21 protein-coding genes are annotated in these 20,275 nt (G+C 69.5%); 14 read left to right on the top strand and 7 right to left on the bottom strand.

The genetic code is table 11. The features are described 5' to 3' along the window. The first annotated feature begins 65 nt into the window (after positions 1-65). Entirely contained in the window at positions 66-1,514 is a 1,449-nt protein-coding gene (pyk, locus tag ACAM54_RS24875) for a pyruvate kinase (RefSeq protein ID WP_062364063.1), read from the top strand. Between the two features lie 124 nt (positions 1,515-1,638). Here the strand turns inward: pyk and ACAM54_RS24870 are convergent, their stop codons facing one another. Next, the gene (locus ACAM54_RS24870; RefSeq protein WP_369649254.1) at positions 1,639-2,655 is read right to left on the bottom strand and encodes a 1-aminocyclopropane-1-carboxylate deaminase; all 1,017 of its coding nucleotides are present in this window, start codon (positions 2,653-2,655) and stop codon (positions 1,639-1,641) included. Between the two features lie 137 nt (positions 2,656-2,792). Here ACAM54_RS24870 and ACAM54_RS24865 point away from each other — a divergent pair, with 137 nt between their 5' ends. The 3 genes from ACAM54_RS24865 (at position 2,793) to ACAM54_RS24855 (ending at position 5,491) form a co-directional block, all read left to right on the top strand. Further along, positions 2,793-3,302: an Lrp/AsnC family transcriptional regulator gene (locus ACAM54_RS24865; protein WP_369649253.1), complete on the top strand. Its 510-nt coding sequence runs from the start codon at positions 2,793-2,795 to the stop codon at positions 3,300-3,302. A gap of 112 nt (positions 3,303-3,414) precedes the next feature. Beyond that, a complete protein-coding gene (gene fba, locus ACAM54_RS24860; RefSeq protein WP_145739259.1) occupies positions 3,415-4,479 on the top strand; it encodes a class II fructose-bisphosphate aldolase in 1,065 nt (354 codons plus the stop codon). A 106-nt stretch (positions 4,480-4,585) separates the two neighbouring features. After that, a complete protein-coding gene (locus tag ACAM54_RS24855) occupies positions 4,586-5,491 on the top strand; it encodes a phosphoribosylaminoimidazolesuccinocarboxamide synthase (protein ID WP_369649252.1) in 906 nt (301 codons plus the stop codon). 21 nt (positions 5,492-5,512) lie between these two features. Here ACAM54_RS24855 and ACAM54_RS24850 read toward each other — a convergent pair whose 3' ends face one another. Together ACAM54_RS24850 and ACAM54_RS24845 are read right to left on the bottom strand one after the other, a co-directional pair. Further along, positions 5,513-5,965 (bottom strand): META domain-containing protein, encoded by a 453-nt coding sequence (locus ACAM54_RS24850; protein ID WP_369649251.1) that lies wholly within the window; start codon positions 5,963-5,965, stop codon positions 5,513-5,515. Between the two features lie 115 nt (positions 5,966-6,080). After that, positions 6,081-7,001, bottom strand: a complete 921-nt coding sequence (locus ACAM54_RS24845) for a tetratricopeptide repeat protein (RefSeq protein WP_369649250.1) — start codon at positions 6,999-7,001, stop codon at positions 6,081-6,083. A 36-nt stretch (positions 7,002-7,037) separates the two neighbouring features. Between ACAM54_RS24845 and purE the strand changes: the two genes are divergently transcribed. Genes purE through ACAM54_RS24830 form a run of 3 tightly spaced genes read left to right on the top strand, consistent with a single transcriptional unit; the run spans position 7,038 to position 9,768 of the window. Continuing rightward, positions 7,038-7,583, top strand: a complete 546-nt coding sequence (gene purE, locus ACAM54_RS24840; protein WP_369649249.1) for a 5-(carboxyamino)imidazole ribonucleotide mutase — start codon at positions 7,038-7,040, stop codon at positions 7,581-7,583. Then, on the top strand, positions 7,580-8,770 hold the full coding sequence (locus ACAM54_RS24835; protein WP_369649248.1) for a 5-(carboxyamino)imidazole ribonucleotide synthase: 1,191 nt from the start codon (positions 7,580-7,582) through the stop codon (positions 8,768-8,770). The genes purE and ACAM54_RS24835 overlap by 4 nt, the downstream gene beginning before the upstream one ends. Beyond that, the gene (locus ACAM54_RS24830; protein ID WP_369649247.1) at positions 8,767-9,768 is read left to right on the top strand and encodes an L-threonylcarbamoyladenylate synthase; all 1,002 of its coding nucleotides are present in this window, start codon (positions 8,767-8,769) and stop codon (positions 9,766-9,768) included. The genes ACAM54_RS24835 and ACAM54_RS24830 overlap by 4 nt, the downstream gene beginning before the upstream one ends. A gap of 12 nt (positions 9,769-9,780) precedes the next feature. On the opposite strand, the gene ACAM54_RS24825 is transcribed toward ACAM54_RS24830, so the two are convergent. The 3 genes from ACAM54_RS24825 to ACAM54_RS24815 all read right to left on the bottom strand — a co-directional run bounded on the left by ACAM54_RS24825 (position 9,781) and on the right by ACAM54_RS24815 (position 13,537). After that, positions 9,781-11,364, bottom strand: a complete 1,584-nt coding sequence (locus ACAM54_RS24825) for an alpha/beta hydrolase family protein (protein WP_369649246.1) — start codon at positions 11,362-11,364, stop codon at positions 9,781-9,783. 140 nt (positions 11,365-11,504) lie between these two features. Further along, a complete protein-coding gene (gene dacB / locus ACAM54_RS24820; RefSeq protein ID WP_369649245.1) occupies positions 11,505-12,938 on the bottom strand; it encodes a D-alanyl-D-alanine carboxypeptidase/D-alanyl-D-alanine-endopeptidase in 1,434 nt (477 codons plus the stop codon). A gap of 8 nt (positions 12,939-12,946) precedes the next feature. After that, positions 12,947-13,537: a GDP-mannose pyrophosphatase gene (locus ACAM54_RS24815; protein WP_369649244.1), complete on the bottom strand. Its 591-nt coding sequence runs from the start codon at positions 13,535-13,537 to the stop codon at positions 12,947-12,949. Positions 13,538-13,616: 79 nt separating this feature from the next. On the opposite strand from ACAM54_RS24815, the gene ACAM54_RS24810 reads away from it, so the two are divergent. The 6 genes from ACAM54_RS24810 (at position 13,617) to pyrF (ending at position 18,356) form a co-directional block, all read left to right on the top strand. After that, the gene (locus tag ACAM54_RS24810; protein WP_209535597.1) at positions 13,617-14,381 is read left to right on the top strand and encodes a DeoR/GlpR family DNA-binding transcription regulator; all 765 of its coding nucleotides are present in this window, start codon (positions 13,617-13,619) and stop codon (positions 14,379-14,381) included. Positions 14,382-14,446: 65 nt separating this feature from the next. Then, the gene (locus ACAM54_RS24805) at positions 14,447-15,463 is read left to right on the top strand and encodes a DMT family transporter (protein ID WP_369649243.1); all 1,017 of its coding nucleotides are present in this window, start codon (positions 14,447-14,449) and stop codon (positions 15,461-15,463) included. Beyond that, complete coding sequence (gene tsaB, locus ACAM54_RS24800) at positions 15,456-16,172, top strand: tRNA (adenosine(37)-N6)-threonylcarbamoyltransferase complex dimerization subunit type 1 TsaB (RefSeq protein WP_192327616.1); 717 nt, start codon at positions 15,456-15,458, stop codon at positions 16,170-16,172. Before ACAM54_RS24805 ends, tsaB begins: the two co-directional genes overlap by 8 nt. After that, complete coding sequence (gene rimI / locus ACAM54_RS24795; RefSeq protein ID WP_062364083.1) at positions 16,169-16,711, top strand: ribosomal protein S18-alanine N-acetyltransferase; 543 nt, start codon at positions 16,169-16,171, stop codon at positions 16,709-16,711. Before tsaB ends, rimI begins: the two co-directional genes overlap by 4 nt. Continuing rightward, a complete protein-coding gene (locus tag ACAM54_RS24790; protein WP_369649242.1) occupies positions 16,708-17,502 on the top strand; it encodes a uracil-DNA glycosylase family protein in 795 nt (264 codons plus the stop codon). The genes rimI and ACAM54_RS24790 overlap by 4 nt, the downstream gene beginning before the upstream one ends. Positions 17,503-17,534: 32 nt before the next feature. After that, complete coding sequence (gene pyrF / locus ACAM54_RS24785) at positions 17,535-18,356, top strand: orotidine-5'-phosphate decarboxylase (protein WP_369649241.1); 822 nt, start codon at positions 17,535-17,537, stop codon at positions 18,354-18,356. 117 nt (positions 18,357-18,473) lie between these two features. Here the strand turns inward: pyrF and ACAM54_RS24780 are convergent, their stop codons facing one another. After that, positions 18,474-19,208 carry a helix-turn-helix transcriptional regulator gene (locus ACAM54_RS24780; RefSeq protein WP_145739284.1) on the bottom strand — a complete coding sequence of 245 codons (735 nt, stop codon included), beginning with the start codon at positions 19,206-19,208 and terminating at the stop codon, positions 18,474-18,476. A gap of 138 nt (positions 19,209-19,346) precedes the next feature. Between ACAM54_RS24780 and ACAM54_RS24775 the strand changes: the two genes are divergently transcribed. Then, positions 19,347-20,207 carry a hypothetical protein gene (locus ACAM54_RS24775; protein WP_145739286.1) on the top strand — a complete coding sequence of 287 codons (861 nt, stop codon included), beginning with the start codon at positions 19,347-19,349 and terminating at the stop codon, positions 20,205-20,207. Positions 20,208-20,275 lie beyond the last annotated feature (68 nt).

The raw sequence follows: 20,275 nt of genomic DNA, 5'->3' as shown, positions 1-20,275 counted from the left end.
GGTGCCCGCTTCCTGTTGTCACACAAAGTGTATACAGTAGCGGATACAAAATGGAGACACGCTCAATGATCACGGATCGCCTTCCCCGCCACGCCACCAAGATCGTCGCCACGCTCGGCCCGGCGTCCAACACGCCCGAGCTGCTGGAGCAGATGATCCTGAACAAGGTCAGCGTGGTGCGGCTCAATTTCAGCCACGGCACTGCGCAGGACCACATCGACCGTGCGGCCATGGTGCGGGAGGCGGCGCGCAAGACGGGCCGCGAGGTGGCGATCATGGCCGACCTGCAGGGCCCCAAGATCCGCGTCGGCAAGTTCGCGCAGGGCAAGGTCTGGCTCGAGCCGGGCGCCAAGTTCGTGCTCGACGCCTCGCGCACCGAGCCCGGCGATGCCGAGGCGGTCGGCCTCGACTACAAGGACCTGCCGCGCGACGTGCGCCCCGGGGACCGGCTGCTGCTGAACGACGGCCTCATCGTGCTCACGGTCGACGCGGTGCGCGGCGAGGCGGTGCACACCACCGTGAAGCTCGGCGGCGAGCTCTCCAACAACAAGGGCATCAACAAGCAGGGCGGCGGCCTCACGGCGCCGGCGCTCACGGCCAAGGACATGGAAGACATCAAGACCGCGATGAGCTTCCAGGCCGACTACGTGGCGGTGAGCTTTCCCAAGAACGCCACCGACATGGAAATGGCGCGCCAGCTGTGCAACGTGGCCGCGGCCGAGTACGGCCACAAGCCGGGCCTGATCGCCAAGATCGAGCGCGCCGAGGCCATTCCCAAGCTGGAGGAGATCCTGCGCGCGAGCGACGGCATCATGGTGGCGCGCGGCGACCTCGCGGTGGAGGTGGGCAATGCCGCCGTGCCGGCGCTGCAGAAAAAAATGATCCGCATGGCGCGCGACATGGACAAGGTGGTGATCACCGCGACCCAGATGATGGAGTCGATGATCACCAACCCCGTGCCCACGCGCGCCGAGGTGAGCGACGTGGCCAACGCCGTGCTCGACGGCACCGACGCCGTGATGCTTTCGGCCGAAACCGCCTCGGGCCGCTATCCGCTCGAAACCGTGCAGGAGATGAGCCGCATCTGCGAAGCTGCCGAAGCGGCCGAGGACAAGACGCTGGACGCCGACTTCAGCGGCAAGACCTACAGCCGCATCGACCAGTCGATTGCGATGGGCGCGCTGTTCACGGCCCACCACCTGGGTGCCAAGGCCATCGTGGCGCTCACCGAGTCGGGCTCCACGCCGCTTTGGATGAGCCGCCATCGCGCGCACATCCCGATGTACGCGCTGACCTCGCGGCTGGCCACGCAGCGCCGCATGGCGCTCTACCGCAACGTGCGCCCGCTGCTGATGGATTCGGAGAGCGACCGCGACACCGCGCTCGAGCAGGCCGAGGCCCACCTGAAGAAGCGCGGCATCGTGCAGACCGGCGACGTCTACGCCATCACCTGCGGCGAGCCGATGGGCGCCCCCGGCGGCACCAACATGCTGAAAATTTGCCGCGCTAGCTAGGGGGCCTCAAGGGGCCCATTCGTGAAACACCGCGGAACCGGCTTTGCCGGGCCGCTGGTGTTGCCCCCGGACGGGGGAGGCATCGCGACACGAAGTGCGCGATGCTTCGGGGGCGGGCTTATTGCTAGCCATTCCTGAACAGGAAGCTGTAGGCGTTGAGGGCCGGCACGCCGCCCAGGTGCGCATAGAGCACCTTCGAGCCGGCCGGGAATTCGCCCAGGCGCACCTTCTCGATCATCCCGTGCATCGACTTGCCCTCGTACACGGGGTCGGTCAGCATGCCTTCCAGGCGCGCGCAGAGGCGGATCGCTTCCAGCGTGCCTTCGTTGGGCAGGCCGTATTCGGGGCCGCCGAAGCGGCGGTCGAGCACCACGTCCTTGTCGGTGATGTCGCGGCCCAGTTCGACCAGTTCAGCCGTGCCCTTGGCAATGCGCACGATCTGCTCGAAGGTCTGCTGCGGCTTGGCCGAGGCGTCGATGCCGATCACGCGGTCGGCCCGGCCGTCGGCCGCGAAGCCCACCACCATGCCGGCCTGCGTGCTGCCCGTGACCGAGCAGGTCACGATGTAGTCGAACTTGAAGCCCAGCTCGGCTTCCTGCTGCCGCACTTCTTCCGCAAAGCCGACGAAGCCCAGGCCGCCGCGCGGATGCTCCGAGCAGCCGGCCGGAATCGGGAAGGGCTTGCCGCCGGCCTTGCGCACGTCGGCCATGGCCTCTTCCCAGCTCTTGCGGATGCCGATGTCGAAGCCTGCGCTGTCCAGCCGCACATCGGCGCCCATGATGCGGGACATCTCGATGTTGCCGACGCGGTCGTACACCGCATCGGAATAGTTGACCCAGTTCTCCTGCACCAGCACGCACTTCAGGCCCAGATGCGCGGCCACGGCCGCCACCTGCCGCGTCTGGTTCGACTGGATGCCGCCGATCGACACCAGCGTGTCGTAGCCACCCTCGAGCGCCTCGGGAATCAGGTATTCGAGCTTGCGCGTCTTGTTGCCGCCGAAGGCGAGGCCGCTGTTGCAGTCCTCGCGCTTGGCGTAGAGCTCGACCTCGCCGCCGAGATGGGCGCTCAGGCGCTTGAGCGGGTGGATCGGGGTGGGGCCGAAGGTCAGGGCGTGGCGGGGGAATTTCTTGAGGTTCATCGATGTGCTCCAGAGAAGTGGAATGCCATCGATCGTAGGAAGAAGCTGCCGAAACGTGCTTGCAAACTTTGGTGGAATTGCGGTGCAAAAGAAGACAAGATCGGGGATTCCGAGTTTTTTGAGTCGTGAAAACAAAAATGAGCACAACAAAATTGCGCTCCACGCCGGCGCAGACGGCCGAAGCGGCGGCGGAGCTCGACCGCACCGATCGCGCCATCCTGCGCGCCCTGCAGCGCGACGCCTCGGTGTCGAACGTGGCGCTGGCCGCCAAGGTCAACCTGAGCGCGCCCGCCTGCCTGCGCCGCGTGGAGCGGCTCAAGGCCGCGGGCCTCGTCAAAGGCATCGTGGCGCTGCTCGACGCCCAGGCGCTCGAGCTCGGCATGCTGGTGATGATCGGCGTGGTGCTCGACCGCTCCACGCCCGATTCCTTCGCCGATTTCGAGAAGGCCGCGCAAAAGGTCTCGGGCTGCCTCGAATGCCACGTGGTCACGGGCGAGTTCGACTACTTCATGCTCGTGCGAACGCGCGACAACGACAGCTTCAACCGCCTGCATGCCGAGCAGCTGCTGTACCTGCCGGGCGTGCGGCAGATCCGGACTTTCGTGGTGCTCAAGCAGGTGCTGTCGACCACGCAGCTGCCGATCTAGGAGCGCCTGCGCTGCGTGTCAGTGCCGTCCCACAAGGGGGCTCGATAGAATTGGGGCAGTTTTCTCTCGTCTTTCCGCCTTCTTTTTCCCCTATTTCCGCGAGGTATTTCCCATGGCACTCGTCTCGATGCGCGAACTGCTGGACCACGCAGCCGCCAACGGCTACGGCATTCCGGCCTTCAACGTCAACAACCTCGAACAGGTCCAGGCCGTCATGGAGGCCGCCAAGGAAACCGGCGCGCCCGTCATCCTGCAGGCCAGCGCGGGTGCCCGCAAATACGCCGGCGAAGCCTTCATCAAGCACCTGATCCAGGCTGCGATCGAGCAGTACCCGAACATCCCGCTGGTCATGCACCAGGACCACGGCCAGAGCCCGGCCATCTGCCAGGGCGCCATCGACCTCGGCTTCTCGTCCGTGATGATGGACGGCTCGCTCAAGGAAGACGGCAAGACGCCGGCTTCGTTCGACTACAACGTCGACGTGACCCGCAAGGTGGTCCAGCTGGCGCACAAGGTCGGCGTCACGGTCGAAGGCGAACTGGGCTGCCTGGGTTCGCTCGAAACCGGCATGGCCGGTGAAGAAGACGGCATCGGCGCCGAAGGGGTGCTCGACCACTCCGCGCTGCTGACCGATCCCGAGGAAGCCGCCCAGTTCGTCAAGGCCACGCAGCTCGATGCGCTGGCCATCGCCATCGGCACCAGCCACGGCGCCTACAAGTTCACCCGCAAGCCCACGGGCGACATCCTGTCGATCTCGCGCGTGAAGGAAATCCACGCCCGCCTGCCCAACACCCACCTGGTGATGCACGGCTCGTCGTCGGTGCCGCAGGACCTGCTCGAGATCATCCGCAAGTACGGCGGCAACATGAAGGAAACCTACGGCGTGCCGGTCGAGGAAATCCAGGAAGCCATCAAGTACGGCGTGCGCAAGATCAACATCGACACCGACATCCGCCTGGCCATGACCGGCGCGGTGCGCAAGTTCCTGGCCGAGAACCCCGAGAAGTTCGACGCCCGCGAGTGGCTCAAGCCCGCGCGCGAGGCCGCCAAGCAGATCTGCAAGCAGCGCTATATCGAGTTTGGCTGCGAAGGCCAGGGCCCCAAGGTCAAGGGCGAGACGCTGCAGGTCGTCGCCGCCAAGTACGCCAAGGGCGAGCTCGCGCAAGAAGTGGTCTGAAGACAAACTTTTTCCGCGAATCGCAGGCCACCGTTCGCGGTGGCTTTTTTCTGCGCGCACAATCCGTTTTCCCCCGTCACCCGTTTCCGCACAGCAGCACCGTCCCATGACCACCGTCCACACCTCTTCCATCCAGAGCCTGCCCCTGCTTGCGCGCGGCAAGGTGCGAGACAACTACGCCGTCGGCGAAGACCGCATCCTGATGGTCGCGAGCGACCGGCTCAGCGCCTTCGACGTCATCATGGGCGAGCCGATCCCGGGCAAGGGCGAGATCCTCACGCAGATGGCGCTGTGGTGGTTCGACCGGCTCGGCCAGCTGTGCCCCAACCACCTGACGGGCGAGGCGCCCGAGAGCGTGGTCAGGCCTGAAGAGGTGCCGCAGGTCACGGGCCGCTCGATGCTGGTCAAGCGCCTGACGCCGATCCCGGTCGAGGCCGTGGTGCGCGGCTACCTGGCCGGCAGCGGCTGGAAGGAATACCAGGAAAGCCGCTCGGTCTGCGGCGTGCCGCTGCCCGAAGGGCTCACCAACGCGAGCAAGCTGCCGCGCCCGATCTTCACGCCCGCGGCCAAGGCCGCGGCCGGCGAGCACGACGAGAACATCAGCTACGACCGCGTGGTCGAGATCGTCGGCCCCAAGCTGGCGCAGCAGATCCGCGAGACCAGCCTGGAGATCTACGAGACCGCCGCGCAGATCGCGTTGGCCAAGGGAATGATCATTGCCGACACCAAGTTCGAGTTCGGCCTCGACGAGGCCGGCACGCTGGTGCTGATGGATGAGGTGCTCACGCCCGACAGCTCGCGCTACTGGCCGGTCGAGGGCTACCAGGCCGCGCTGGCCGCGGGCGCCAATCCGCCGAGCTACGACAAGCAGTTCGTGCGCGACTGGCTCGAGGCCACCAAAATCAACGGCAAGCCCTGGGACAAGACCCCGCCGGCGCCGCGCCTGCCGGCCGAGGTGATCGAAAAGACCGCGGCCAAGTACCGCGAAGCGCTGGAGCGCCTGACCGGCTGAAGAAGAAGCGGGCTCGCCCCCTCAGCGGCTCGCCGAGTTCAGCGTCGCCACGGTCCGCCCGCTTGCGTCGAGCAGCGCGAGCCGTCCCGGGCCGGCCAGGCGATAAGTAGTGGTGGTCTGCAGCGCCGAGATGAATTGCGCTTCGTTGGCGCCGCGCACCGGGTCCGCGCAGGCCATGCGGGTCGAGGTCAGCTGTCCAATGCGCAGCGTGACGCCGCTGCGTGTGAACGACCCCGACACGCGGTTGCAGCCGCCCGTTCCGCTGACGCGCCCGCTGCTGCGGTCGAACTGGATCTGCGCCTCGCCGCCGGGCGCCACGGGTTCGTCGCCCAACTGCACCAGGCGCCAGACCGGTCCCTCGATCGGCTCGTCGAGGCTGATGCCGCTGCCGCAACCGGCCAGGGCGGCGGCCAGCAGTGCGGTCGCGAAAACGGGGAGCGCGATGCGGGCGCGGTGGCGGGCGGGGAGACGCATGGCCGGGATTTCCTTTTCAATTGCAACAAGTTGAATCGTTGCCATCGTATGCGACGCCGCCCCGGCTCGCCAAGATGCGTCCGCTCCCCCGCAATTTGCCGCCAGGCGGCTCAGTTCAGCTCAGCACCACGCTGCTGAGCCGGCGGCGGTAGGTGGCCACCACCGGATCGTCCGGCGGAATCTGCCCGTCCGCCACTTTCACCTTGGGCGGCTCGATCAGGTCGAGGATCGCGATGTAGGTCTTGCGCGCGAGCTCCTCGTTCCAGGCCTTGTCGCGCATCAGGATCTCGAGCAGCTCGTCCATGGCGTCGGTCCAGCGCTGCTCGACCATCAGCAGGCGGGCGCGGGCGAAGCGGGCGTCGAAGTCGCGCTTGCCGGCGGCGATCTTCGCGTCGAACTCGGCGACGGCGGGCGCGGCGCCCGACACCGGCGCCGCAAAATCGAGGGCGTCCATCCAGCGCTGCAGCGAATCGAAGCGGCGCACCAGCGTGGTCCGGGCGATCACCGGCGCGAACGCCACCTTGGCATCGTCGATGCGGCCCATCTGCAGCAGCAGCTTGATGTAGTCGAAGCGCGCGTCATCGTTGGCCGGGTCGGTCGCCACCGCATGCTGCAGCCGCTCGAGCGCACCCTCGGTGTCGCCTTCGGCCAGCGCTTCCTGGGCTGCGGCCTCCTGGGAGGCGGCTTCGACCTGCTCGGCGGCGGGCACGTGCTTGTCGAGGAATTCGCGGATCTTGTCGGCCGGAATGGCGCCGACGAAGCCGTCGACCGGTTGGCCGTCCTTGAACATCACGCAGAACGGGATGCTGCGCACGCCGAACATTTCGGACAGCTGCGACGAGATCTGCGGCACCTTGTCGGCGTCCAGCTTGGCCAGCGTGAAGCGGCCGGCGTACTCGGTTTCGAGCTTTTCGAGCACCGGGCCGAGCTGCTTGCATGGTCCGCACCATTCGGCCCAGATGTCGAGCAGCACCGGCGTGGCGACCGAGCCTTCGATCAGTTCAGCCTGAAAATTTTCGAGAGTGATGTCGATCATCGGGAACAACTGGGGGTGAAACGTAAAATTGGAACCATGAACGAAACCATTCAGGTCGGTGTTGTGATGGGCTCGAACTCCGATTGGGAGACGATGCGCCACGCGGTCGAGATTCTCCAGCAATTCGGGATCCAGCACGAAGCGAAGGTGGTCTCGGCCCACCGCATGCCCGATGCGCTCTTCGCCTATGCCGAAAGCGCCGCCGGGCGCGGGCTGGCGGCGATCATCGCGGGCGCGGGCGGCGCCGCCCACCTGCCGGGCATGCTGGCTGCCAAGACCACGGTCCCGGTGCTCGGCGTGCCGGTGGCCAGCCGCCACCTGCAGGGCGTCGATTCGCTCTACAGCATCGTGCAGATGCCCAAGGGCGTGCCGGTGGCCACCTTTGCCATCGGCAATGCGGGGGCAGCCAATGCGGCGCTGTTCGCGGTGGCGATGCTGGCGGTGAACGATCCGGCGCTGCGCAGCCGGCTCGATGCCTTCCGCGCCGCGCAAACCGCCGCGGCCGAGGCGATGGTCCTGCCGCCGCCGGTGGACGGCGCCGTCGTGTCGCCCTTTTCGCCGCAGGGCGGGGGTGCGCTGTGAGCAACAACGATCTGCCCATTCTTCCGGGCGCCACGCTCGGCGTGCTCGGCGGCGGCCAGCTGGGCCGCATGTTCGCCCACGCCGCCCAGCGCATGGGCTACTTCACGGCCGTGCTCGACCCCGACGCCGACAGCCCGGCCGGCCGCGTGAGCCACCACCACATCCACACCGACTACGCCGACGTCGACGGCCTGGCGCGGCTCGCGGGCCTGGCCGATGCGGTCACGACCGAGTTCGAGAACGTGCCGGCGCCCTCGCTGGAGAAGCTGTCGGTGGCTCGGCCCGTGGCCCCCGACGCGGGCGCCATCGCCATCGCGCAGGACCGCATCGCCGAAAAGGCCCATTTCACGCGCTGCGGCGTGGCCTGCGCGCCCTATGCGGTCATCGAGACCGCGGCCCAGCTCGCCGCCGTCGAAGACATGCTGCTGCCCGGCATCCTCAAGACCGCGCGCCTGGGCTACGACGGCAAGGGCCAGCAGCGCGTGTCCACGCGCGCCGAACTGGTCGACGCCTGGCAGGCCGCGGGCTGCGTGCCCTGCGTGCTCGAAAAGCTGCTGCCGCTCGAATTCGAATGCTCTGTGATCGTCGCGCGCGGCCGCGACGGGCAGCTGGTGCACTTTCCGCCGCAGCGCAACCTGCACCGCGACGGCATCCTGGCCGTGACCGAGGTGCATGCGCAGAACATGCCCAAGACCGTGGCGCAGGCGGCCATCAACTCGGCCAAGAGCATTGCCACCGGGCTGGACTACGTGGGCGTGCTGTGCGTGGAGTTCTTCGCGCTGGCCGACGGCTCGCTGGTGGTGAACGAAATGGCGCCCCGGCCGCACAACAGCGGCCACTACACCATGGAAGCCTGCGACGTGTCGCAGTTCGAGCTGCAGGTGCGCACCCTCGCGGGCCTGCCGCTGGCCGCGCCGCGCCAGCACAGCCCGGCGGTCATGCTGAACCTGCTGGGCGACCTGTGGTTCAACGCGGGCGGCGACAAGCCGGTGGCGCCGCGCTGGAGCGAAGTGCTCGCGCTGCCCGGCGTGCACCTGCACCTCTACGGCAAGATCGAACCGCGCCGCGGCCGCAAGATGGGCCACCTCACGCTCACCGGTGCCACCCTCGAAAGCGTGCGCGCCGCGGCCTCCCAGGCCGCCACCGTGCTCGGCCTGCCGGCGCTGTCGGCGGCCGACTTCGCATGATCCTCGACGGCCAATCCCCGGAAGCCATTGCCGAGGCCGTGCGCGTGCTGCGCGCGGGCGGGCTGGTCGCGTTCCCGACCGAGACCGTCTACGGCCTGGGCGCCGACGCCACCAGCGACATGGCGGTGGCCGGCATCTTCAAGGCCAAGGGCCGGCCGGCCGACCATCCGCTGATCGTCCACGTGGCGGCCGGCATCAAGGGCACCGAGGCGCTGTCGCGCTTTGCGCAGCCGCTGCCGCCCTTTGCGCAGAAGCTGGTGCAGGCCTTCTGGCCCGGCCCGCTGACGCTGATCGTCACGCGCCAGCCCGGCGTGGCGGCCGCGGCCGCCGGCGGGCAGGACACCATCGGCCTGCGCTGCCCGTCGCATCCGGTCGCGCAGGCCCTGCTCGAGGCCTGCGCAGAGCAGGGCGTGCCGGGGCTCGCGGGCCCGAGCGCCAACCGCTTCGGCCGCGTGAGCCCCACCACCGCACAGCATGTGCATGACGAGTTCGGCGACGCGCTGACGGTGATCGACGGCGGCGCCTGCGAGGTGGGCATCGAGTCGACCATCGTCGACTGCAGCCGCGGTGCACCCGTGCTGCTGCGCCCGGGCCTGATCACGCGCGCGCAGATCGAGGCCGCCGCGGGCGAGCGCCTGAGCAACCGCGAGGTGCTCGAGACGCCCGATCCGCGCGCCTCCGGCACGCTCGAGGCGCACTACGCGCCGAACGCCAAGCTGCGGCTGATGGATGCCAAGGCCATCCAGGCCGGCCTCGACGTGCTCGGGCCGGGCGCGGCCCACATCGCGGTGTGGACGCGCGCCGAGGTGCGCAGCCATTCCCAGCGCGTGCTGCAGCGGCGCATGCCCGACGACGCGGCGGCCAGCGCACACCAGCTGTTCGCGGTGCTGCGCGAGTTCGATGCGCAGGGCGTCAAGCTGATCTGGGTCGAGACGCCACCCGACACGCCCGAATGGGAAGGCGTGCGCGACCGCCTGCACAGGGCGTCCATGGGCTAACCCCGGTCTTCGCTAGCCGCCGGCGGCCAGCACGCCCTGGAAGAAGCCTCGCGCCGAAGCCAGGCAGAACGGCGGCACCAGGGTGCCGTGGTAGGCCAGGGTGACGGCCTGCCGCTTGTCGGCGTCGCTGCCGGGGGTGTTCTGCGCCAGGGTGCTCTTGGCCTGGGCGAAGCCGGCGCGCGCGGCGGAATACGCGTCGGTGGTGGCGTTATCTTCCAGGTCGACCACGGTCAGCGCGGCCGCGGGCATGCCGCGGGCGCGGAAGTAGCCGGCGGTGGCGCGGGTGCTCAGGAAGTTCACGGTCGGATCGTTGGCGCCGCCGCACATGAGCACCGGCCGCGTCGGCAGCCAGTTGCGCAGGTCGTTGGCGCGCGCCGCCTTGCGGAAGCCCACGGCCGGCCTGCAGTCCAGCGGCGAGGTCGTGCTCAGCGAGGCGGCCGTGGCAGGCAGCGCATTGCCCGGGCAGGGATTCGCCTGGATGTCGCTGGCCGCCTGCGTCAGGTAGCTCTGGCGGATGAGGTTGTTGGCGCCGTAGAAGATCGACAGCTCCGGGCTCACCGGCCCCGGCGTCGCGCCCGCGGGAAAGAGCGCCAGCTGCGGCAGCTTGCCATTGGCATACAGCGTGGTGAGGGGCGTGAGGCTCGGCAGCAGGGTGTCGATGCCGGGGGCGTACTGCGATTCGTAGATGTCGCTGGTGCTGCCGTAGACATCGCCGAACTGCTGCTGCCAGCTGGCCGAGAGCAACGGCACGAAGAGCGTGCTGCCGAGCGCCGGCCAGCCCATGAAGGTGTAGTCCGCCAGCAGGCCGATGGCCGAAGGCGCCGAGAGCGGCGCCGACGCCGTCACCGACCTGCCCGTGGCCTGCATCTCGCGGTGCGCCGCCATCGCCACATAGCCGCCCTGCGAGTAGCCGGTGATCAGCAGCGAGCCCGCGTCCGTGGCGTCGATGCCCGTGAAGGTCTTGCGCGCCGCGGTGAGCGCATCGACCATGTCCTTGCCCTGCTGGTCGCCATTGAGGTACGGGTGATAGGGCAGCGTCGACTTGTCGTAGCCCGCGTAGTTGGGCGCCACCACGATGTAGCCCTGCGCCGCGAACATGGCGGCGATCGTGAGGCCTTCGCCGGCCGCCGGCTGGGTGGAGTCGGTCCATTTGGCGAGGTTGTAGTTGCGCGCGGCGGTGGTGCCGTGCGCATAGAGCACCACCGGGCGCGGTCCGTTGCAGGCCACGTCGGCGCCGGAGGGCAGCATGATCGCGGCGGTGGCGTTGGTGGCTTCGTTCTTGCCGCCGATGGTGCGGTATTCGAGGTAGCGCACCTCGACCCCGCACCTGGGCGTGCCGGCCACCTGCAGCAGGGCCTTGCCCTGGTCGGTGGCCTGGAGGTTGGTCCGCAACTGGTCGGCCGAGAGCTTCGCGGTCTGCTCGGGCGGGTCTGTGACGACCGAGCCGCGGCCGGTGTCGCCGACGGGAGGCGGCAGTCCCACGCCGATGCCGCCGCCCCCTCCACCGCCGCCGCAGGCCGCCAGCAGCAGCGTGACGCCGCCGAGTGCCGCAATCTTGTGCAGCGGAGTGGATGGTTGTCGTTGCGGCTTTTTCACGGCGTGGCTCCTGCGTGTGTTTGTTTGTTTGTCGAATCGAACGGGCGTCCGATTCTGTGCAGCGCCATGGCCACGCGCAAGCGGCGTGTATACCTAGAGAAGTTTTCAGTACACGGCCGCCCCGGAGCGGCCGATGGCCGTCAGTTGTCCTGCGCCGTCCAGTCGACCAGTGCGTCGAACGCGGCGCGCGCGGCCCCCGCGTTCTCGCCGTTGGCAATCGCCACCAGCACGTAGCGGCGGCCGCTTGCACCGTGCACATAGCCGGCCACGCCGGCGGCATCGCGCAGCGAGCCGGTCTTCAGGTGGGCCGCGCCGCCCGAGCGCAGCGTGCGCTTCCTGAGCGTGCCGTCCACCCCCATGGCGGGCAGCGAGGACACCAGCTCCGGCATCAGCGGCGAGCGCCAAGCCACCTGCAGCATCTTGCCGAGCGCCGCGGCGCTGATGCGCTCGTCGCGCGACAGGCCCGAGCCGTTGTCGAACACCGGCGGCGCCTCGCCGGTGCCGATGCGCTCGCGCCACCACTGGCCCAGCGCGCTGCGCGAGGCCTCGAAGCTGCCGCGGTTCCTCTGCGTGAGCCCGAGCGTGAGGAACAGCTGCTGCGCCATCACGTTGTTGCTGTACTTGTTGATGTCGCGCACCACCTCCGCAAGCGGCGGCGAGCCGAATTCGAACACCGGCCTGAGCCCGGCCGGCACGCGGCCGTCGCGCATCTGGCCGCCGACCCGGCCGCCCATCTCGGCCCACATGCCGCCGATGGCGCGCAGGCCGTAGGTGCGCGGGTCTGCATACGCCACGGCCCAGCTCTTCTCGCCGCAGGCGGCCGGCAGGGCGCCCATGAAGCGGATGCGGTTCGGGTCGCTGAAGTCGGGCTTGATCGCCGCGCGCCAGTCGCCGCATTCGCCGGGCGCGAGCGCCACCGTGGGCTGCATGGACACGCTGGCGAGCGGCGGCTCGTAGCTCACGCGCGCCAGTTGGCCGCCGCGCTCGGGCGTGAAGACCATGTTGACCGACTTGAAGTTGACCAGCAGCGCCTCGGGCGAGGCGTTGTAGGGCCGCAGCGGCTCGCCGTCGAAGGCGGCCGGGTCGTTCTCGATCGCGCCGTCGAAGGCGCTGCGGTCCAGCACGATGTCGCCGCTCACGGTGGTGATGCCCAGGCCCTGCACGCGCCGCAGCAGCAGCCAGGCGCGCTCCAGCACCAGCTTGGGGTCGCCCTGGCCCTTGATGTAGAGGTTGCCGTTGAGCACGCCGTTGCTCACCGTGCCATCGACGTAGACCGGCGTGCTCCAGCTGTAGGCCGGCCCGAGCAGGTCGAGCGCGGCGTAGGTCGTGACCAGCTTCATGATCGATGCCGGGTTCACCGGCACCTGCGTGCGCCAGGCCAGGCGCGGCGGGCGCAGGCCGTCGGCGTCGGCCACCAGCATCGTCACCGCGTCGCGCGGCACCTTGGCGCGCGCAAGGGCGGTCTCCACTTCGCCCGGAAGGGCCTGCTGTGCAAGCGCGCCCGGAGCGGCCAGGGCGGTGAAGGAAAGCGCGCAGGCGGCGCGCAGGAAGAAGGAGAGACGACGAAGACGCATCGTGCCGATTATCTCGGCGCGAAAACATGCAGTTGCGCGTGATACAGCAGCATCACCGTCTTGGCGTCGGCGATGCGCCCGTCCGCCACCATGGCCAGCGCCTCGTCGATGCCGAGCTCGAGCACCTCGATGTCCTCGCCCTCCTCGGCCAGGCCGCCCCCGCCGCCGATGCGCATCGAGGGCTCGTATTCGGCCAAGAAGAAGTGCAGCTTCTCGGTCACCGAACCCGGGCTCATGAAGGCTTCGAACACCTTCTGCACCGCGTCCAGGCGATAGCCCAGTTCTTCTTCCACCTCGGCGCGGATGCGCTCCTCCGGCGCCGCGTTGTCGAGCAGGCCGGCGGCCGCCTCGATCAGCAGCTCGTCATGCCCGTTGACGAAGGCCGGGTAGCGGAACTGCCGCGTCAGCAGCACCGTGCGCTGCGCGAGGTTGTAGGGCAGCAGCGTGGCGCCGTTGCCGCGGTCGTAGGTCTCGCGGTGCATGCGCTGCCACTGGCCGTCGCTGCGCCGCCAGTCGAAGGCGGTGGTCTTGAGGGTGTACCAGTTGTCGGAAAGCAGGGTGACTTCGTGCACCCGGACGCGGTCGTGGAGGGTTGTCATGGCGCGCAGCTTATGCGCAAATTCGTGCAGAAACAAGAAAATTCGTGCAATCTGCAGTCCTGCCCGCTACCATCGCCCGATGCTCACCCGCCAGCGCAAGCAACACATCCTCTCGGTCCTGCAGCGCGACGGCAACGTCGTCGCCAAGTCGCTCAGCGAGGAGCTGGCGCTGTCGGAAGACACGATCCGCCGCGACCTGCGCGAGCTGGCCGCCGAGGGGCTGCTGCAGCGCGTGCACGGCGGCGCGCTGCCGGTCGCCCCGGCCGAAGCCGACTTCGCGGGCCGCCTGCAGCTCGCAACCGCGGAAAAGGTGGCCATCGGCCGCGCCGCGGCACGGCTGGTGCGGCCCGGGCAGGTGGTCTTCATCGATGGCGGCACCACGGCCGTGCAGATGGCGCGGCACCTGCCGGCCAGCCTGCGCGCCACGGTGGTCACGCACAGCCCGTCGGTGGCGGTCGAGCTGGCGGGCCATGCCGGCATCGAGGTGGTGCTGATCGGCGGGCGGCTGTTCCGGCATTCGATGGTGGCGGTGGGCGCCGCGGCCATGGACGCCATCTCGCGCGTCCACGCCGACACCTGCTTCCTCGGCGTGACCGGCGTGCATGCCGAGGCGGGCCTGACCACCGGCGACGTCGAGGAGGCCGCGATCAAGCGCGCACTCATGGCGGCCGCGGCCGAGACGGTGGTGCTGGCCTCGTCGGAAAAGATCGGCGCGGCCTCGGCCTGGGTCATCCACCCGGTCTCGGCCGCCACCAGCCTGCTGGTGTCGCCGGAAGCGCCCGTCGCCGCGCTGGCACCGCTGCGAAAGGCCGGGCTCGCCATCCTGCGCAGCGACGGCGGTTGACGGCGCCCGGGGCGCCGATTCGCCCCTGGCCGGCGCGGCCGCGGCCTGCCCTGGATAATCGCGGGATGCCCGCCCTGCCCCGTTTTTCGCCCCGCACGATCGGCATCGGCGCGGCCGTGGTCACCGTGCTGGTCTGGACTGCCTTCATCGTGATCGCGCGGGCCTCGGCCGCGCGCTCGCTCACCCCGCTCGATCTGGCGCTCGCGCGCATCTGCGGTGCCAGCCTGGTGCTGGTGCCCTGGGGCGCCTGGATGGTCATGAAGGGCAAGCGGCAGAAGGACGGCGCCGCGTCGTCGCTGTTCGGGCTGTCGCCGCTGTCGCTGCGCGTCACGGCCGGCGCCGGCATCTTCGGCGGCGTGGCTTATGCCCTGCTGGCCTACAGCGGCTTTTTCTTCGCGCCCGCTGGCCACGCCTCGGTGCTGATGCCCGGCAGCCTGCCGCTGTGGACCACGCTGCTGGCCGCGCTGGTGCTGCGCGACCGCATCACGCCGGGCCGCGCCTTCGGCCTCGCGCTGATCGTGGCCGGCGACCTGGTGGTCGGCGGGCGCAGCCTGCTGCACGCCTTCGAGGGCGGCGAGGTCTGGAAGGGCGACCTGCTCTTCATGGCCGCGGCCTTCTGCTGGGCCTGCTACAGCGTGGTGGCGCGCCGCCACGGGCTGGACGCCGTGCGCGCGACCATCGCCATCACCGTGTTCGCGCTGCTGGCCTATGTTCCGGCCTACGGCCTGCTGGTGGCGGGCGGCACGGTCGTGAGCCGCATCGGCGCCGCGCCCTGGGGCGAGGTGGCGTTCCAGATGCTGTTCCAGGGCGTCGGCTCGGTCGTCGTCTCGGGCATCACCTTCACGAAGATGATCCAGTACTTCGGGCCGGTGCGCAGCACCATGATCACGGCGCTCGTGCCCGGCCTCTCGGCCTTCGGCGCGGTGATCTGGCTCGACGAGCCGCTTTACTGGAACCTGATCGCCGGCCTGCTGCTGGTGACCGCGGGCATCCTGTTCGGCGTGCAGAAAACAACAGCCGGGGGGCGCGCGGCTGCGCGACCCGCGATACCGGCCACCGCCGCGGGGTGCCGCGATGCCTAGGCTCCTGGCTTTCGACACCAGCACCGAGCACCTGTCGGTGGCGGTGCGCCACGGCGAGCGCCTGTTCACGCACAGCGGTGCCGGCGGCGCACAGGCGTCGAGCACGCTGATCCCGCTCATCCTGCAATTGCTGGCCGAGGCCGGGCTCGAACTTGCCGCGCTCGACGCCATCGCCTTCGGCCGCGGGCCGGGCTCCTTCACGGGCCTGCGCACCGCCTGCTCGGTGGCGCAGGGCCTGGCCTTCGGCGCCGGCGTGCCGCTGCTGCCGGTCGACACGCTGCTGGCCGTGGCCGAGGAGGCGCGCCATGCCTTCGGCGCGCGCCAGGTGGTGGCGGTGCTCGACGCGCGGATGGACCAGCTCTATGCCGCGCGCTACGACTTCGATGGGGGCGGTGCGCTGGGCGGCGCGGACGTCGAGCCGCTGCTGCTCGCGCCCGAAGCGCTCGAAGTGCCCGCCGGCTGGTCCCTCGCCGGCAACGCCTTTGCCGCCTACGGCCCGCGCCTGGCCCCGGCCGCGGCGCGCCACGAAGTGCTGCCGACGGCCACCGCCATGCTGCGGCTGGCGCCCGCGCTGCTGGCCGCGGGGCGCACGGTGGATGCGGCACATGCCTGGCCGCTCTATGTTCGCGATAAAGTGGCGCAAACCACCGATGAGCGTGCTGCCATCAAGGCGGCCGCGCTGGCGGTTCCACCTGTTGCCAATCCATGAGCGCTGTCCTCCAGCCCGTCGAAGCCCGCCTCGAACCGCTCACCGTCGAGCGGCTCGATGCCGTCTGCGCGGTCGAGCAGACGGCCTACAGCCATCCGTGGACGCGGGCCAACTTCATCGATTCGATGGCGGTCGGCTACCACTGCCAATGCCTGCTGGCCCCGGTTTCGCGGCCCGACCTGGGCACGCCGATCACCAGCCTCGGCGAGACGCTGATCGGCTACTTCGTCGCCATGAAGGGCGTGGACGAAGTGCACCTGCTCAACATCACCGTGGCGCCGGCCTTCCAGCGCCAGGGCTGGGCGCCGCTGATGCTCGAGGCGCTGACCGGCTGGTCGCGCGCGCAGGGCGCGCAGTGGCTCTGGCTCGAGGTGCGCCAGAGCAACCGGCGCGCGCTCGACATCTACATGCGCCAGGGTTTTCGCAGCGTGGGCGTGCGCAAGGGCTACTACCCGGCCCATGAAGGCAAGCGCGAGGACGCGGTCGTCATGAGCCTGCGATTGAACGAATCAGGCTCTGCCTGGGGAGCCTTGCGATGAGCGCGGTACAGACATTGAAGCTCGACGCCCGCCAGCGCGCGATGCTCGACGAGATGGGCGTGAAGGTCTGGTGGCCGATGCCCGAAGCTGCCGAAGCGGCGCCCGCGGGCGTGGAAGCGGCAGCGGTGGCCGAGCCGCCGTCCGCCGTCCGCGAGCGCGCGCCCGCCGTGGCCGAAGCGCCGTCCGCCGCGCCCACGCCGGCCGCAAGGCCCGTTGCAGCCGTACCGGCCCCGGCCGCGCGCCCCACCGCGCCCGCGCTGCTCGCGCAGGGCGCCGCCGTGCTGGTCGATGCGCCGCGCCGCCTCTATGCCGAGGCCTCGGCCGAGGCAGCGCAAGGCGGCTGGCTGGTGGTGGCCGACATGCCGCCCGAAGCCGACGGCCGCCACGGCGAGCCCTTTGCGGGCGATGCCGGCAAGCTGCTCGACAACATGCTGCGCGCCCTCCAGCTGCACGACGGCAAGACGCCGGTGCACCTGATGCGCACGCACCGCGGCGTCGGCGCCGGCCAGCCCGGCAGCCCGCGTCCGATGGACGAGGCGTTCGCGGAACATGCGGCCGCGCTGGCGCCGAGCCTGGTGCTCGCCATGGGCCCGCTGGCCGCCCAGAGCCTGATGCAAAGCACCGATCCGCTCGGCAAGCTGCGCGGCCGCGCGGTGCCGCTGCCCTCGGCCAGCGGGGTGCCGGTGGTGGCCACCTACCACCCCGCGTACCTGCTGCGAAACCCGGCCGACAAGGCCCGCGCCTGGGCGGATCTGTGCCTGGCCGCCGAACAGCAAACACCGTCGAACTGAGGCATGGCGGGCGGGTCCGTAAAATCGGACCCATGACTTTCCTCGACAAGCTGGCCACCGCACAGCAAAAAAACGGTTCGTTGCTTTGCGTGGGGCTCGATCCGGAGCCAGCCAAGTTCCCGGGGCAGCTCAAGGGCGACGCCAGCCGCATCTATGACTTCTGCGCGCGCATCGTCGACGCGACGGCCGGCCTGGTCATCGCCTTCAAGCCGCAGATCGCCTATTTCGCGGCCCACCGCGCCGAAGCCCAGCTCGAACAACTGATGGAGCACATGCGCCGCAACGCGCCCGACGTGCCCGTGATCCTGGACGCCAAGCGCGGCGACATCGGCTCCACGGCCGAGCAGTACGCCATCGAGGCCTTCGAACGCTACGGCGCCGACGCCGTGACCCTGTCGCCCTTCATGGGCTTCGACTCGGTGGCGCCCTACCTCAAGCACCAGGGCAAGGGCGCCTTCCTGCTCTGCCGCACCAGCAATCCCGGCGGCTCCGACCTGCAGGGCCAGCGACTGGCGGACATCGAGGGCCAGCCCTTTCTCTACGAGCACGTCGCCAAGCTGGCGCAGGGCCCGTGGAACCTCAACGGACAGCTCGGCCTCGTGGTGGGTGCGACCTATCCGGCGGAAATCGAGCGCGTGCGCGAACTCGCGCCGACGGTGCCGCTGCTGATTCCGGGCGTCGGCGCCCAGGGCGGCGATGCGGTGGCCACGGTGCGCGCCGGCTGGCGCCCCGACGCGCCGATCATCGTGAACTCGTCGCGCGCCATCATCTACGCCTCCTCCGGCGACGACTTTGCCGCCGCGGCCCAAAAAGCTGCGCGCACCACGCGCGACGCACTAGAGGCCGCGAAATAAGGCTCGCCCCAGGCTCCGCGCACTTCGTGTCGCTTCTCCAACCCCCTGCCGGGGGCAACACCGGAGGCCCGGCAAAGCCGGTTCCTCGGTGTTCCTGGGGTGGGCGGCTGTCTGGCCTCAAGCTCTGCGCAGGCGTGTGAAGGCTTCGAACTCCCAGTTGCGCATGCCCAGCAGCAGCGTGTAGCCCTCGCGGTCCTTGGCCGAGAGCTTCTGGTCGGTCTGGTGCTGCTGCGCGAAGTCCTGCGCCACGCGCTGCAGGCGTTCCAGGAACGCGGGCGCGAGCGAGCGGCTGATCGACCCGTGCACCAGCAGCAGCCCTTCGGCCGGGCCATCGAAGCCGCCGCGGTAGTAGTCGAGCACCACGTTCTCGCGGAAGAACTCCATCACCGGGCCGTGCGGCCGCCAGCGGAAGGTCTTGGCCAGCTTCAGCCGGTAGCGGTTCAGCGGGCGCAGTTCGATGATGCCGATGCGGTCCAGCTGCGCCAGGCAGCCGATGCACTCGGCCTCGCTGATCCGGTACGAAGCCACGATCTGCTCCAGCGTCCACTGGCTCAGCACGCTGATGGCCACCAGCAGCAGCTTCTTGTCCTTGACCACCGCCTTTTCCTGCTCCTGCGTGAGCTCCTTCAGCAGCGGCTGGGCGTCGGCCACGCGGCGCGCCAGCTCGGCGAAGTCGATCTTGAGCGCGCGGCAGATCGCGTCGACACGCGACAGCGGCATGTCGCTCTTGGCCAGCATGCGCTTCACGCTGGATTCGGCCATGTCGAGCGAGCGCGCCAGGTCGGCGTAGGTCATGCGGGCGCTCTTGAGTTCGTTCTTGAGGGCTTGGACGAGGTCGACGGTGGTGCTCATGAGGGTGCCGATGCGGAAGGAGGTATTAGAAAAAGATACTGAAAGGTGTGAATTAGTGCCTCGTATCGATTCTCGATGCCTGTAGAGAGACTGGCAACTAAATTCCGCGGCTCGTACCACCCACCACCGAGGACCGCCATGCCTTTGCCCACCCTCAGCCGCCGCGAACGCGGACTGCTCTTCACCTTCGCGCTGCTCGCGCTGGTGGCCCTGTTCGGGCCCGCATTGCCGGCGGCCGAGGTGGCCATTGCCTCGGTGTTCGCCGACGACCGCAGCTGGCACGGCCTGCCCAACGCCATGGACGTGCTGAGCAACCTGCCCTTCATGCTGATCGGCTTCTGGGGCCTGTACCGGCTCAACCGGATCGACCGTGCCCACCAGGAGGCGCTGGCGCAGTTCCCGCTGGCGCCGCCGGCCAACGATCCGCCGGACAACACGCTCGATTGCGCCTGGCTTTTCTTTGCCGGGCTGGTCGCCACTGCTGCGGGATCGGCCTTCTTCCACCTGATGCCCGACGGCGCCCGGCTCGCGGCCGACCGCGCCGGCATGGCGGTGGCGTTCGCGGGGCTGATCGGCATCGCGGTCTGCGAGCGCGTGAGCCAGCGCGCCGGCTGGCCGGCCGCCTGGTTCGTGCTGATGGCCGGGCTGCTGTCGGCCGAGGTGTTCCAGGAAAGCGGCAACGTGCTGCCCTGGGCCATCGTGCAGTTCGGCGGCATGGCGCTGGTGCTCACGCTCGCGATCGCCACGCCGATGCGCGGCGCGGTCGGGCTCAAGCTGGGCTGGGTGATCTGCTTCTATGCCCTGGCCAAGGCATTCGAGCTGGCCGACCACGCGATCTACGAGGCGACGCAGCAGGTGGTCTCGGGCCACACCCTCAAGCACCTGACCGCATCGCTGGCGGGCCTGCCGGTGCTGGCGGCGCTGCGCAAGCTCGACATGAACTGGCGCGCGACCCTGCTGCGGCACAATCCCGACGCAGCCGCCGCCGTGACGGCATGACATAGGCCCGCCCCCAGTCTTCGCGCACTGCGTGTCGCTGCGCCAGTAGATAACAAGAGGAGATGTTC

Source organism: Variovorax sp. V93 (assembly GCF_041154485.1).
GTDB classification, from domain to species: domain Bacteria; phylum Pseudomonadota; class Gammaproteobacteria; order Burkholderiales; family Burkholderiaceae_C; genus Variovorax; species Variovorax beijingensis_A.
The sequence above is the reverse complement of the archived record's forward strand: the minus strand, read 5'-3'. Positions and strand labels throughout refer to the sequence as shown.